The sequence below is a fragment of the uncultured Pseudoflavonifractor sp. genome (genome assembly GCA_904419835.1).
GTDB lineage: Bacteria > Bacillota > Clostridia > Oscillospirales > Oscillospiraceae > Pseudoflavonifractor.
Window position 1 is genome coordinate 17,982 of sequence record CAJFTA010000022.1, and the last position, 14,167, is coordinate 32,148.

The 14,167-nt window shown below is 64.4% G+C and carries 10 protein-coding genes; 7 read left to right on the forward strand and 3 right to left on the reverse strand.

The window, feature by feature from the left end; translation table 11 throughout:
* Positions 1–125 precede the first annotated feature (125 nt).
* The 3 genes from QZY67_RS05860 (at position 126) to QZY67_RS05870 (ending at position 6,825) form a co-directional block, all read left to right on the forward strand.
* Entirely contained in the window at positions 126–2,981 is a 2,856-nt protein-coding gene (locus tag QZY67_RS05860) for a transglycosylase domain-containing protein (RefSeq protein WP_295369031.1), read from the forward strand.
* A 223-nt stretch (positions 2,982–3,204) separates the two neighbouring features.
* The gene (locus QZY67_RS05865) at positions 3,205–3,582 is read left to right on the forward strand and encodes a metal-dependent transcriptional regulator (RefSeq protein ID WP_294536135.1); all 378 of its coding nucleotides are present in this window, start codon (positions 3,205–3,207) and stop codon (positions 3,580–3,582) included.
* Between the two features lie 78 nt (positions 3,583–3,660).
* Positions 3,661–6,825 carry a UvrD-helicase domain-containing protein gene (locus tag QZY67_RS05870; protein WP_295369032.1) on the forward strand — a complete coding sequence of 1,055 codons (3,165 nt, stop codon included), beginning with the start codon at positions 3,661–3,663 and terminating at the stop codon, positions 6,823–6,825.
* On the opposite strand, the gene ytvI is transcribed toward QZY67_RS05870, so the two are convergent.
* Complete coding sequence (gene ytvI, locus QZY67_RS05875) at positions 6,822–7,901, reverse strand: sporulation integral membrane protein YtvI (protein WP_295369034.1); 1,080 nt, start codon at positions 7,899–7,901, stop codon at positions 6,822–6,824. The genes QZY67_RS05870 and ytvI overlap by 4 nt on opposite strands.
* Before the next feature lie 171 nt (positions 7,902–8,072).
* Here ytvI and QZY67_RS05880 point away from each other — a divergent pair, with 171 nt between their 5' ends.
* The 3 genes from QZY67_RS05880 to QZY67_RS05890 all read left to right on the forward strand — a co-directional run bounded on the left by QZY67_RS05880 (position 8,073) and on the right by QZY67_RS05890 (position 11,126).
* Entirely contained in the window at positions 8,073–8,513 is a 441-nt protein-coding gene (locus tag QZY67_RS05880; protein ID WP_040647742.1) for an ACT domain-containing protein, read from the forward strand.
* Positions 8,514–8,552: 39 nt separating this feature from the next.
* A complete protein-coding gene (locus tag QZY67_RS05885) occupies positions 8,553–9,773 on the forward strand; it encodes a homoserine dehydrogenase (RefSeq protein ID WP_295369037.1) in 1,221 nt (406 codons plus the stop codon).
* A gap of 126 nt (positions 9,774–9,899) precedes the next feature.
* Positions 9,900–11,126, forward strand: a complete 1,227-nt coding sequence (locus QZY67_RS05890) for an aspartate kinase (protein ID WP_294536125.1) — start codon at positions 9,900–9,902, stop codon at positions 11,124–11,126.
* 362 nt (positions 11,127–11,488) lie between these two features.
* Here QZY67_RS05890 and QZY67_RS05895 read toward each other — a convergent pair whose 3' ends face one another.
* On the reverse strand, positions 11,489–12,382 hold the full coding sequence (locus tag QZY67_RS05895) for a DMT family transporter (RefSeq protein ID WP_295369039.1): 894 nt from the start codon (positions 12,380–12,382) through the stop codon (positions 11,489–11,491).
* 48 nt (positions 12,383–12,430) lie between these two features.
* Complete coding sequence (locus tag QZY67_RS05900; protein WP_295369041.1) at positions 12,431–13,315, reverse strand: glycosyltransferase; 885 nt, start codon at positions 13,313–13,315, stop codon at positions 12,431–12,433.
* A gap of 132 nt (positions 13,316–13,447) precedes the next feature.
* Here QZY67_RS05900 and QZY67_RS05905 point away from each other — a divergent pair, with 132 nt between their 5' ends.
* The gene (locus QZY67_RS05905) at positions 13,448–14,029 is read left to right on the forward strand and encodes a sugar O-acetyltransferase (RefSeq protein ID WP_295369043.1); all 582 of its coding nucleotides are present in this window, start codon (positions 13,448–13,450) and stop codon (positions 14,027–14,029) included.
* Positions 14,030–14,167: the final 138 nt, after the last annotated feature.

The window sequence follows — 14,167 nt, forward strand, 5'->3', positions numbered from 1 at the left end:
GGGTGGACAAGAGGGCGATTTGTGTTTATAATACCTTTTATGCTGGTGGGGTGTAACCATTGGCGCGTGGAGACAGGAAACAGCAACGGATTGTATAGAGCACCATATCTTACGGAGGTGTTATTTTGGCAAATACCAACGAGGCCCGGGGAGGAAGCCAGGGCCAGACCCCGGCGCCGCGGCGCAGAAAACGCAGAAAAAAGGGCAGTACAGTGGGCCATGTCTTTGCCACCATCGGCAAGGTTCTGGGCACGCTGCTCCTGGTGGGCATCACCACCTGCGCGTTTCTGGCCTGCTTTGCGGCGGTCTATATTCAGCAGGTGATCATGCCTCAGACCGATCTGAATCTGGGCGACTTTATTGTAGATATGTCCCTCTCCAGCACCATGTATTACACCGACAGCAGCGGCAGCCTTCAGGAGCTGCGCACCATCTACGGCACGGACGGCAACCGCGTCTGGGTGGAGTATGAGGACATTCCCGAGGACCTCATCAACGCCACCATCGCCATTGAGGACCACCGCTTCCGGGAGCACCACGGCGTGGACTGGATCCGCACAGCCAGAGGCGTGCTGACCATGTTTACCGGCGGTGACGTCCAGGGCGGCTCCACCATCACCCAGCAGCTCATCAAGAATCTGACCACCGAGAAGGAGGTGACGGTCCAGCGGAAGATTCTGGAGATTTTCCGGGCCCTGGAGTTTGAGAAGAAGTACTCCAAAAATCAGATTCTGGAGGCATACCTCAACTATATCTACCTGGGCGAGCGCTGCAACGGCGTTTATACCGCGGCCTACACCTACTTCGGCAAGAACGTGTCGGAGCTCTCTCTGGCCGAGTGCGCAAGCCTCATCAGCATCACCAACAACCCCTCCATGTACAACCCCTACCTCAACCGGGAGAACAACACCTACCGGGCCAAGCTGGTCATCGGCCGGATGCTGGAGCTGGAGATGATCTCCCAGGAGGAGTACGACCAGGCCAAGGCCGAGCTGGACGCGGGGCTGAACTTTGTCCGGGGCGAGGACGAGGAGCGGGATGAGACCGCCTATACCTGGTATGAGGACCAGGTGATTGACGACGTGGTGGCCGACCTGATGGAGAAGTATGACTACTCCGAGACCACCGCGCTGAACATGATCTACTACGGTGGCCTGACCATCGAGACCTGCCTGGATATGGACATCCAGAACATTGTGGATTCGGTCTATGAGAACATGGATAATCTGCCCTACATCTCATCCTCCGGCCAGCAGCTCCAGTCTGCCATCGTCATCGTGGACCCGGAGGGCAATATTGTAGCCCTGTCCGGCGGCATGGGTGAGAAGGAGGGCAGCCGCATCTGGAGCCGCGCCACCGACAGCAAGCGGGCCCCCGGCTCCGCCTTTAAGCCCCTGTCCGTCTACGCCCCCGCGCTGGACATGGGCCTCATCACCCCGGGCACCGTTTTTGACGACAGCCCCTATCAGCTGGAGGGGGGCAGCCCCTACCCCAGCAACTCCTACGGCAGCTACCTGGGCCGCATGACCGTCCGGGACGCCGTCAAGATCTCCTCCAACGCCGTGGCCATCAAGGCCCTGGCCATGCTGACACCTCAGGCATCCTTTGACTTCCTGACCACCAGGCTGGGCTTCACCAACAGTGATGACGGCCTGGTGTATCAGAAGGAGTCGGGCGGCCGGACCCTGACCGACGTGGCCCTGGCGCCGCTGTCCATGGGCGGTCTGACCAACGGCGTGTCCGTCCGGGAGATGGCCACCGCCTACTCCGTGTTCCCCCGGGGCGGCACCTATCTGGAGAGCCGCACCTACTACCGGGTGCTGGACTCCAACGGCAACGTTCTGCTGGACACCAGCGAGGACCGGGTACCCGTCACCGCCGTGAAGGACACCACCGCCTGGTATATCAACTCCATGCTCCAGGACGTGGTGAGCTATGACCGGGTCAGCGGCAATATCGCCACCGGCTACGAGGCCGTTCTGGAAAACATGACCGTGGCCGGCAAGACCGGCTCCACCAACTCCAACCGGGACCGCTGGTTTGTGGGCTACACGCCCTACTATACCGCTGCCGTCTGGTGCGGCTACGACCAGCAGGAGCGCGTCAGCGCCAACGGCAACCCGGCCGCCCAGATGTGGCAGAAGGTGATGAGCCAGATCCACGCCGGACTGGAGAACAAGGACTTCCCCCAGCCCGACGGCCTGACGGAGGTGACCATCTGCGCCGAGAGCGGCATGATTGCCACCGACGCCTGCGCAATGGACCCCAGGGGCCTCCAGACCGTGAGGGAGTACTACTTCGCCGGCGATGCGCCCACCGAGTACTGCACCGTCCACAACACCACCCCCTTCCCCGAGGGCGGGATGGTGACCGTGTGCCTGGACGACCCCTTCCTCAACAGCAGCGGCAATCCCACCGGCATGTACCACATCGCCGGGGATAACTGCCCGGAGTCCAGCAAGTCCACCGTGTCGGTACTGGACTTTGTCCGGGAGCGGGTGGGCAGCAATTACAGCATTGCCGACGATATCTTCACCAAGGACTACCTGCTCCAGGCGGGGACGGCGGCCTACTGCACCGTCCACAACGAGGTTCTGCCCTACGACCCGGCCACCTTCAACATTGACGACAAGACCACCTGGCCCACCCAGGCCCAGTGGCCCGGCTTTGACCCGGAGGACGAGAGCACCTGGCCCGTTGTGGAGACCACCGAGCCGGAGCCCTACGACCCGGAGACCTTTGACTTCCTCAACCCGGACACCTGGCCTACCCAGGAGCAGTGGCCCGGCTTTGACATTGAGGACAGCAGCACCTGGCCCACGCCGGGCGGTACGCCGCCCGGAAACGACCCCTGGGAGCCCACGACCCCCGGGGAGACCACCCCGCCGGAGGAGGGGGAGGGCGGCGAGACGACGCCCACGCCCAGCCCCACGCCGGGAGGCACTCAGCCGCCGGAGGAGTCCTATATTCCGGCGGCATAGCGGAAGAACACTGTCTCATTCAGGAAGCCTCCCGGCATGAGCCGGGGGGCTTCCGCGCCTGTCCGCCCCAGGTGGAATTCGCTCCTTGCCTTTCGGGGCCCGCTATGCTAAAATTGATAAAAATGGATGGTGCGGCGCCCGGCGGAAGGCCTGTCCGGACGCCCGGCGCGTACCCTGCCGCCCGGCGGCGGCGTCCAACGGCGAGAAAAACCGGAGGTGTGTCATGAAGATTCAGGAATCCGCGGAGAACTACTTGGAGACCATCCTGATGCTCAAGGAGGAAAAGGGCGCGGTGCGCTCTATCGATATTGCCCGCAAGATGGATTTTTCCAAGCCCAGTATCAGCCGGGCCATGAGCCTGCTGCGGGAGAACGGCTACATCACCATGGACAAGGAAGGTCTCATCGACCTGACCGACGCGGGCATGGAGATTGCCTCCCGCATCTATGAACGGCATCGTTTTCTGTGCAAGTGGCTGGTGGCCCTGGGCGTCTCGCCGGAGACGGCGGCGGAGGACGCCTGCCGTATTGAGCACGACGTGTCGGACGAGACGTTCCAGAAGATTAAGGAGCATATTGCCGGGCGCATTCCGGAGGAATAAGAGAAGCAGCCTTTCACCCCCCGGCCGGAAGGCCGGGGGTATTTTATGCGCCGGACAGGGGCGGAGAGGAGCAGCGGTATGATTGCGGACCTGCATATCCATTCCAAATATTCCCGGGCCACCAGCGCCCAGTGCGTACCCGAGCATCTGGACCTGTGGGCCAGGCGGAAGGGCATCGGCCTGGTGGGCACCGGCGACTTCACCCACCCGGCCTGGCGGGCGGAGCTGGCGGAAAAGCTGGAGCGGGACAGGGACGGCCTGTATGTGCTGAAGGAGGCCTGCCGTCTGTCCGAAGAGGTTCCCGGCGTGGGTACGCCCCGTTTTGTGGTCACCGGGGAGATCAGCACCATCTACAAGAAGGACGGCAAAGTGCGGAAGGTCCACAGCCTTATCCTCCTGCCCGACCTGGAGGCGGCGGAGGAGCTGTCCCGCCGGCTGGAGGCCATCGGCAACATCCGCTCCGACGGCCGGCCCATTCTGGGCCTGGACTGCCGGGACCTGCTGGAGATCACCCTGGAGGCCTGCCCCCGGGCGGTGTTTATCCCCGCCCACATCTGGACGCCCCACTTCTCCGTCTTTGGGGCCTTCTCCGGCTTTGACCGCCTGGAGGACTGCTTTGGGGACCTGACCGGGGAGATCCACGCCCTGGAGACCGGCCTGTCCTCCGACCCGCCCATGAACTGGCGGCTCTCCGCCCTGGACGGCTACCAGCTGGTGTCCCACTCGGACGCCCACTCTCCCGCCAAACTGGGCCGTGAAGCGGATCTGCTTGACATCAACCCCGATTACGACAGCCTCTGCCGGGCCCTGTGCACCGGCGAGGGCCTGCTGGGTACCCTGGAGTTTTTCCCCGAAGAGGGGAAGTACCACCTGGACGGCCACCGGACCTGCGGCCAATGCCTGACGCCGGTGGAGACGGTGGCGGCAGGAGGGCGGTGCCCGGTGTGCGGGAAGAAGCTGACCGTGGGGGTGCTCCACCGGGTGGAGGAGCTGGCCGATCGGCCGGAGGGCTTCCGCCCCCAGGGGGCAAAGGACTTCCAGAGCCTGGTGCCTCTGCCCGAGGTCATCGCCGCCTCCCTGGGGGGCAGCCCGGAGAGCAAAAAGAACGCCGCCCTCTATGAGCACATGATCTCCCGGCTTGGTCCCGAGTTCCACATCCTGCGGGACGCGCCGGTGGAGGACATTGAGCATACTGCCGGGCCCTGCGTGGCCGAGGGCATCCGCCGCCTGCGCAGCGGGAAGGTGGAGCGGACGGCGGGCTACGACGGGGTGTACGGCAAAATCAGCCTGCTGACCGACGCCGAGCGGGAGGCCCTCAGCGGGCAGGTGAGCCTGTTCGGCACTGCTGCTCCCGCCAAAAAGAAGGTGAAGGAGAGCAAGTCCCTGCCGGTGAAACAGGCGGCGGGGGAGAGGCTGCAGAGGCACGCCGCCGCCGCTGCCGGGCTCAATGAGGCCCAGCGGGCCGCCGTGGAGGCAGATGGCCGGGTAGTGGCGGTGTCCGCCGGACCGGGCACCGGAAAGACCCGCACACTGGCTTACCGTATCGCCCATCTGATTGAGGACTGCGGGGTGAGCGCCGGGAACATTACGGCGGTCACCTTCACCAACCGGGCGGCGGAGGAGCTCCGGCAGAGGCTGGAGCATGTACTGGGGGGTAAGCGGGCCCTGCGGGGCCTGATGGTGGGCACCTTCCACGCCATCAGCCTGAAAAACCAGCCCGGCGTGTGCCTGCTGGACCAGTCCGAGAGCCTGGCCCTGGCAGAGATGGCGGCAGGAGAAATAATGTCCCCCGAGGGACTGCTCCGGGCGGTGTCCATGGAGAAGAACGGCCTGCCCGTGGAGCTGAGCGAGGCGGAGCAGAAGGCCTGCGATACCTATCAGGCCATGCTGGCGGAGCGGGGAGCCATGGACTTTGACGACCTGCTGCTTGCCGAGCTGGCCCGGGCAGAGGGAGCGGCGGACAAGGACCTGCGGTCCTTTACCCACCTGCTGGTGGACGAGTTCCAGGACTGCGACCCCATTCAGTACCGCCTGCTGCGGGCCTGGAACCGGGCGGGGGAGAGCCTGTTTGTCATCGGCGACCCGGACCAGTCCATCTACGGCTTCCGGGGCGGGGACGGGGCCTGCTGGCAGCGCCTGGCGGAGGACTGGCCCCAGGTATGCACCGTCCGCCTGACGGCGAACTACCGCTCCCGGGCGGAGATTCTCCGCTGCGCCCTGCCGGTCATTGAGAAGAACGGCGGCGGCCCCCGGGGCATTCACAGCGTCCCCGGCCCCGGCGGCGCGGTGCGGCTGGTGACGGCGGACAGCCCCCTGTCCCAGGGAATTTTCGTGGCCCGGGAGATCGGCCGCCAGGTGGGCGGCATGGACATGGTGTCCGCCGGCGGGGAGGCCGCCCGCACCTTCTCCGACTTTGCGGTATGCTGCCGCACCCGGCGGCAGCTGGAGCTGCTGGAGGAGTGCCTGCGGAAAGAGGGCATCCCCTGTGCGGTGGCGGGGCGGGGCGGCTTCCTCACCCACCGGGCGGTCCGGGGGGCCCTGGCCTTTTTCCGCGCTCTGGCCTGGCCGGAGCGGGAGGACCCGTCCCTGGCCCTGATGCTGGGCTTTGACTGCCCGCTGGAGACGGCGCGCAGGGCGGTGGAGGCATGGAAGCAGGGGACGGGCAGCCCTGTGGAGCGGGCCAGAGCCGCTGAGGCGGCCTGTCCTGATGTGGATGGCCTGTCCCGCTTTCGGGCGCTGATGGAGCAGCTGGCGCCCCTCATGGGCCGGGACAAGCCGGTCCGGCTGCTGAAGGCCTACGGCCGGGCGGCAGGCCAGGCGGGGATGGAGCCCCTGGAGCGGCTGATGAACATGGCGGTGTTCCACCGCCGGATGGAGGACTTTCTTTTCAGCCTGACCGTGGGCCGGGAGGCCGACCTGCTGCGCAGCGCCGGACAGGGGTACAGGGCCGGATATGTGACACTGACCACCCTCCACGCAGCCAAGGGCCTGGAGTTCCCGGTGGTGTTCCTCTGCGGGGTGGAGAAGGGGCTGCTGCCCTACCGGTCCCGCCGCAGGGCGTCCGACCCGGCGGAGGAGCGGCGGCTGTTCTACGTGGGCATGACCCGGGCCATGGAGGAGCTGATTCTGGTCACCGGGCCGGAGCCCTCCCCTTTCCTGGCGGACATCCCGCCGGAGGCACTGGGCACGGAGCAGGTGGCCAGGCCGGCCCGGAGCGGGGACGGCCAGCTGAGCTTGTTCTAAGGGCTGTCCCGCCAGAGGCGAAAGATGCCGCTGTCGTGAAGCTGTTTGAGAAGGACCGCCGCCAGAGGGGAGAGGATCATACCCCACACGCCGAAGGCATGGAATCCAACATACATGGCGAAGAGGGCGGCCAGAGGGGGAAGCCCCGCCTTCTGGCCCACCAGTTTAGGCTCCAGCAGGCTGCGCACGGCGGACACAAGGCCGTAGAGCGCGGCCAGCCCCAGGGCCCGCTTCCAGTCCCCGGACAGGAGGGAGAACAGGGCCCAGGGGAGGAGCACTGTCCCTGTACCAAAGACGGGCAGTGCGTCCACCAGAGCCACCAGGGCGGCCAGCAGCAGGGCCAAATCCACCCGCAGGATCAGCAAGCCCGCTGTCAGCTCACCGAAGGTAATGAGCATCAGCAGGCCCTGAGCACGCAGCCAGCCGCCCAGGGCGGTCTTGAGCACGGGGACGGCCTTCCCCAGCCTGTCCCGCCAGGAGACCGGCATCTGCCGGGAGAGGAAGGCGAGCACCTGGGGCCGGGCGGCGCTGGTGAAGAAGGCGGCCAGGGCGGTGGTGAAGAGGAAGAGCATGGCGTCGGGCACAGCGGCGGCGGCCCCGGCGGCAATGCCGGCCAGGCTGTCGTAGAGCTTGGCGGGCAGGGAGATGCCCTGGCGGATAAAGCCGTCCAGGGCGTCTTTTGCGAAGTCCTGGAGCTGAACGGGCAGGGCCACAATAAAGCGGTAGGCCCAGTCGCCCACCTGGTCGCCCAGCGCGGGCAGGCCGGCGAGCAGCACGGGCAGGCGGCCCAGCAGCAGGGCCAGCTCGTACCCCACCCGCCACAGGATAAGGCCCAGCGCGCCGCAGAGCAGGAGGACCAGCCCCGCGGTGGTGAGGGCAGCGGCCAGCCCGCGCCTGAGCCGGAACCGGCCCGTCAGCAGTGTTACGGCCGGCTCCATCATCCATGCCAGCCCCAGGGCCAGCAGGAAGGGCAGCACCCAGGGCAGCAGCACGGTGAGGGCCAGCCACACCCCGGCGGCGGCCAGAGCGGCGCAGAGCAGGGTCAGCAGGATGCGGACAAGGCGTTTTTCAGCCACGGACAGGACCTCCTGTTAAAAATGACGGAATATTTGGATTTAAAAGAGGGAAATCTGTTGGAATCTGCCCGGCGTTCAGACTTGCGTCCAGTCCCGCGCTGTGCTAAAATGAAGTTCACACACAGACAAATGACCTTGTTACAAAGACAAGAAGCCTGGAGGCTGCATAGAATGGCAAAGAAACCCAAATACTTCATTGTGGATGCCGAGGCATTGCCTGAGGTGTTCCTCAAGGTAGCGGAGGCCAAACGGATGCTGGAGACCGGAGAGGCGGACACCGTCAACCGGGCCACCAAGGTGGCGGGCATCAGCCGCAGCGCCTTTTATAAGTATAAGGACGCGGTCCGGCCCTTCAACGACATGCTCAACGGACGGATTGTCACCTTCCAGATCATGATGAAGGATGAGCCGGGCGTGCTCTCCGCGGTCCTGAATATCTTTGCCCGGACGGGCGGGAATATTCTCACCATCAACCAGGGCATTCCGGTGAGCGGCTGCGCGGCGGTGACCATCGGCGCGGAGACCTCCGGACTGGAGGAGCCGGTGGAGGACCTGATGAACCGTGTGGCAGCCCAGGAGGGCGTCATCCGGTGCGAGATTCTGGCGGGCTGAGAGCCTGTCGAACCCATTACAGCGATACAGAGAGGAAGAATGGATATGGCAGTAAATGTAGCGATTCTGGGCTTCGGCACGGTAGGCTCCGGCGTAGCCGAGGTGCTGGCCAAGAACCACACCCATATTGACGAAAAGGTCCACGCCCCCATCTGTCTGAAATACATTCTGGACGTGCGGGACTTCCCGGACAGCCCCTTCGGCGACAAGATTGTCCACGATTTCAGCGTCATTGAGAACGACCCCGAGGTGGACATTGTGGTGGAGACCATCGGCGGCGCGAGAATCGCCCGGGAGTTCACCGAGCGGGCGCTGAAGGCGGGCAAGAGCGTGGTGACCTCCAACAAGGAGCTGGTTGCCACCTGCGGGTACGACCTGCTCAGCCTGGCCAAGGAGCACGGCGTGAGCTATCTCTTTGAGGCCAGCGTGGGCGGCGGCATCCCCATCATCCGGCCCCTGAGCCGCTGCCTGGCGGCCAACGAGATTGAGGAGATCTGCGGCATCCTCAACGGCACCACCAACTATATCCTCACCCGGATGATCAAGGCGGGGCTGTCCTTTGAGGCGGCGCTGAAGGAGGCCCAGCAGAACGGCTACGCCGAGAAGGACCCCACCGCCGACGTTGAGGGCCACGACGCCTGCCGGAAGATCTGCATCCTGGGCGCTCTGGCCTTCGGGCGGCACATCTACCCCAGCCAGGTGCCCACGGAGGGCATCACCAAGGTGACCCTGGCCGACGTGGCCTACGCCGACGCCTGCGGGCGGAAGATCAAGCTGCTGGGCCGGGCCATCCGCCAGAAGGACGGCCGGGTGTGCGCCTATGTGGCGCCCCATCTGGTCAGCAGCGAGGATCCCCTGGGCGGCGTGGAGGACGTGTTCAACGCCATCACGGTCCGGGGCGACGCGGTGGGCGACGTGATGTTCTATGGGCGGGGCGCCGGTAAGCTGCCCACCGCCAGCGCGGTGGTGGCCGACGTGATGGACGCCGCCCGGCACATCAAGTCCATGAAGTATGTGGCGTGGGGCCCCGGCGGGGACGACGTGGTGGCCTCCACCGACAGCCTGGAGAGCGCCTGGTATGTCCGGGCCATTGCGGAGGCGGACGCGGTGCGCGCCGCCTTTGGGGACGTGAATTTCCTGGCCCGTGCGGGCGCGCCGGCGAAGGAGACCGCATTCCTCACCGGACCCATGACCCGGAGCCAGGTGGAAAGCAGGCTGGCCGGCATGGAGAAGTGCTCGCTCTTCCGTGTTCTGGATTGACAGCGGCTGTCCGGCGGCATAGAATAGGGCAGGCGGAACAGGGCCTGGACCGGTCCGGACTGGGCCGGGGCCAGGCCGCGTTTCCGGTGTGCCGCTGAGAAACACACTCATTGGGGGTACATAGAAATGGGACTCATTGTACAGAAATTTGGCGGAAGCTCGGTGGCGGATGCGGATAAAATCCGCAATGTGGCCCGCATCATCACCGAGACCTACCGCCGTGGACATAGCGTGGTGGCGGTGCTGTCCGCCCAGGGCGATACCACCGACGACCTGATTGCCAAGGCCGCGGAGATCAATCCCAACGGCTCCAAGCGGGAGATGGATATGCTCCTGTCCACCGGCGAGCAGATCTCCTGCTCCCTGTGCGCCATGGCCATTGAGGCCATGGGCTATCCGGTCATCTCCCTCACCGGCTGGCAGGCCGGTGTGCGCACCAACTCGGCCTACTCCAACGCCCGCATCAAGCGGGTGGCGCCGGAGCGGATTCTGGCCGAGCTGGACAAGAAGTGCATCGTGATTGTCACCGGCTTCCAGGGCATCAACAAGTATGACGACATCACCACCCTGGGCCGGGGCGGGTCGGACACCTCCGCCGTGGCGCTGGCGGCCAGCCTGCACGCGGATCTGTGCCAGATCTACACCGATGTGGACGGCGTCTATACCGCCGATCCCCGCCATGTGGAGGGCGCGAAAAAACTGGACGAGATTACCTTTGACGAGATGCTGGAGCTGGCCACGCTGGGCGCCCAGGTGCTCCACAACCGGTCTGTTGAAATGGCAAAGCGGTACAATGTCAACCTGGAGGTGCTCTCCAGCTTCTCGGGTAACCCCGGGACCAAAGTCAAGGAGGTCGTGAAGAACGTGGAAAAGATGCATGTGAGCGGCGTAGCCAAGGACAAGGACGTGGCCCGGCTGGCCCTGGTGGGCCTGGCCGATACTCCGGGCATTGCCTTTAAGATTTTCTCCCTGCTGGCCAAGGCCAGGATCAACGTGGATATCATCCTCCAGTCCATCGGCCGGGGCGACACCAAGGATATCAGCTTCACCGTCACCAAGAGTGACAAGGACGAGGCCAAGCGCCTGCTGGAGGAGAACAAATCCTACCTGGGCTTTGACCATATCGACGTCAGCGACAATATTGCCAAGGTGTCCATTGTGGGCGCGGGCATGATCAACAATCCCGGCGTGGCCTCTCTCATGTTTGAGGCGCTGTACAACGCGGGCATCAACATCAACATGATCTCCACCAGCGAGATCAAGGTCTCCGTTCTGGTGGACGCGGACGACGCTGACCGGGCGGTGCAGGCCATCCACAACAAGTTTTTCTCCGAGTTCGGCGGGAACGTGTAAAGAAAGACGCATAGAGAGGCGCGGAGCTGATGCTCCGCGCCTCAGCGTGTCAAAAAACCTCGGTTGAACAGAATCAGGCTGTGTCGGGGCGGGGGAGCGCGAGGGGGCAGCCGCCCGCCTCGCATGGAATCGAATGCCCCGGAAGCCTTGCACAGCAAGGCTTCCGGGGAGCGGAGCGAGGACTTTTGCGCTGCTGTGCGGCGCAAAAGTAATGGCATTTTTGAAGGCTGTCGAAAAAGTCCCTGGACTTTTTCGACAGCAGAAGGCGCGGAGCCGATGCTCCGCGCCTTTTTATCATCTTAAAAATCTCAGGCAAAAAGCGCCCGCCTGAAAATTTATGCCGGGGTTTTTCATGGGGAGCCTCAGGCGCCCGCCTGCTTCAGCTTGGTGAGGAACAGTCCGCCGATGATGAGCGCCGCGCCCAGCAGGGCAATCCAGGTGATGGAATCCCCCAGCATGGCGGCGGCCACCGCCATGGTGACCAGAGGCTCCAGATAGATGTAGGTGGAGGCCCGGACCGAGCCCAGCTGCTGGATGGCGTAGTTCCACAGCAGGTAGGATACCGTGGAGGCCAGGAGGCCCAGGTAGGCGACGGACCCCAGCACATCCCACCGGACCAGCTCCTCCGGCTGGACCTGCACACCCTGGAACAGCAGAAGGACCGCCGAGAAGAGCAGCGCGTACACGAACATTTTCCGCACCGAGGGGATGAGGGGATGGCCAAAGGAGCTGATTTTCTTGCTGGCAATGGCGTAGAGGCCCCATACCACCGCGTTGAGCAGGGCCAGCACATCCCCCCGGGGGTTGAGCTGGAGCACAGCGCTGCCGTTGTACACCGTGAGGGCGGACCCGGCGGCGGCCAGCAGGCAGCCGGCGTAGAACAGGCCGTGAGGCCGCGGGGTGCGGAGCAGGAGCGGCGCGGCCAGGGCGGTGACGATGGGCGCCAGGGCGCACAGCACCGACACGTTGGAGGCGCTGGTGTAGATCAGGGCCGCGTTCTGAAGATAGTAGTAGAAGAAGATGCCCAGCAGGCCCCCCAGAACGTAATACCCCTCTGTCCTCCAGCCCAGCCAGCCCAGGGGGCGGGGGTGGATGAGCGTGGTGGCCAGGACGGCGATGGCAATACGCAGGAACATCAGCACAGTGGGACTCATCGCCTCCAGCGCTATCTGGGCGGCCACAAAGGCGCCGCCCCAGATGATGATGGCACACAGCGCCGCAAGATGTCCGGAACCATTCTGCCTGAGCAGGGACATAAGACATACCTCCTGTCAGATGCCGGCGCCGCCGGCGAATAGGGGGAGTTAATCCTGCTTTTTTTCTCTGCGGCGGGCGGCAGGCTTTTCTCTGGGCGGCAGCGAGAGGGGGCGGGCCAGAGGACCGACTGAACCGTCCGCAGCGGCGGAGAACAGGTAGCGGTAGACCTGGAGCTTCCGGTTTTCATACAGATCCAGCTGCTGGTAGAATTCCTTGTATTCACTGAAGGTGAGCGTCTTGGTACGGATGACCTTGCGCAGGGTGGTCTGGGTATTGACCAGGCTGTCCTCCCGCTTGCGGTAGTAGTACACCGGCCTGGGCACCGCCGCGATGAGACGGCAGCAGGCGATATAGTCCAGGTTAAAAAGAAAGTCCTCGCACCAGGCCACGTCGGCGGGACAGCGGAGGCTGTGGGCCTCCACAATGGCCCTGCGGTAGAGTTTGTTCCACATGACGCCGTAGTAGAAGTTGGCGGGTGCCTTGACCATGTGCTCGGCGTACTCCGTCCGGGTCATAACGCATTCCTCCCGGATATGCCCCCGGGCGGCACACCGCTCTCCGGCCACCCGGTAGAAGTGGGCCACCGTCAGATCGGAGCCGGTGGACGCGGCGGTGTGGAGGAGAATCTCCACGCTGTCGGTGGGCAGCCAGTCATCCCCGTCCACAAACTGGAGATACCGCCCGGCGGAGTGCACCATACCCAGGTTCCGTGCCGCCGACGCGCCGGCATTGGCCTGCTCCAGCAGGCGGAAGCGACTGTCCAGAGCCACATAGGACCGGCAGATATCCGCGCTGCCGTCGGTGCTGCCGTCATCCACCAGCAGGACCTCAAAGTCCCGGCAGGTCTGGAACCGGATGCTGGAGAGGCATTTCTCCAGATAGGGCTTGACGTTATAGACCGGGACAATGATGCTGACTGCGGGACCTTCCATGGGCACACCTCTCTGAAATGGTATTTTTATTATTATAGCAGGCATCCGCCCTTTCGCCAAGAGCGGGGGTTGACAAACAGGGAGAAAAATCGTATGTTGAAGCTGAGACAACCGGAACAGGGGGAGAGACCTATGACGGAAAAGGAAAAAATGCAGTGCGGCCAGCTCTATGCCGCGGACACCGACCCGGAGCTGATCGCCGACCGGGCGGCCTGCAAGGACAAGTGCTGGGCCTACAATCAGATGCGGTACACCGACTGGGACGGCCGGAACGCGCTCCTGCGGGAGCTGCTGGGCAGCACGGGGGAGCGGTTCTGCATTGAGCAGCCCTTCTGGTGTGACTACGGCTACGGCATCTCCATCGGGGAGAATTTTTATATGAACCACGGCTGCGTGATTCTGGACGGCGGCGGCGTCACCTTTGGGGACAATGTGTTCATCGCGCCCCAGTGCGGATTCCACACCGCCGGGCACCCTATCGACACGGAGGCCCGCAACAGCGGCCTGGAGTATGCCAGGCCCATTCGGGTGGGCAACAACGTGTGGATTGGCGCCGGGGTGACGGTGGTGCCGGGGGTGACCATCGGGGACAATGTGGTCATCGGCGCGGGCAGCCTGGTCAACCACGACATCCCCTCCGGGGTGGTGGCCGCGGGAAATCCCTGCCGGGTGATCCGGCCTATCACCGAGGAAGACAAGAAAAAGCCTGACTGACAGGGAGATTTGAGCCGCCATGCACACTGCGCGGCGGCTCAGCGTGTCGAAAAACCTTGGTTGAGCAGAATCGGGCTGTGTCGGGGCGGGGGAGCGCGAGGGGGCAGCCGCCCGCCTCGCGTGGAATCGAATGCCCCG

What these genes read in the sequence shown, in the direction of transcription:
- QZY67_RS05865 (WP_294536135.1), top strand. Translation starts at nt 3,205, where the DNA reads ATGAAGATTCAGGAATCCGCGGAGAACTACTTGGAGACCATCCTGATG.
- QZY67_RS05870 (WP_295369032.1), top strand. Translation starts at nt 3,661, where the DNA reads ATGATTGCGGACCTGCATATCCATTCCAAATATTCCCGGGCCACCAGC.
- QZY67_RS05880 (WP_040647742.1), top strand. Translation starts at nt 8,073, where the DNA reads ATGGCAAAGAAACCCAAATACTTCATTGTGGATGCCGAGGCATTGCCT.
- QZY67_RS05885 (WP_295369037.1), top strand. Translation starts at nt 8,553, where the DNA reads ATGGATATGGCAGTAAATGTAGCGATTCTGGGCTTCGGCACGGTAGGC.
- QZY67_RS05890 (WP_294536125.1), top strand. Translation starts at nt 9,900, where the DNA reads ATGGGACTCATTGTACAGAAATTTGGCGGAAGCTCGGTGGCGGATGCG.
- QZY67_RS05895 (WP_295369039.1), bottom strand. Translation starts at nt 12,382, where the DNA reads ATGTCCCTGCTCAGGCAGAATGGTTCCGGACATCTTGCGGCGCTGTGT.
- QZY67_RS05900 (WP_295369041.1), bottom strand. Translation starts at nt 13,315, where the DNA reads ATGGAAGGTCCCGCAGTCAGCATCATTGTCCCGGTCTATAACGTCAAG.
- QZY67_RS05905 (WP_295369043.1), top strand. Translation starts at nt 13,448, where the DNA reads ATGACGGAAAAGGAAAAAATGCAGTGCGGCCAGCTCTATGCCGCGGAC.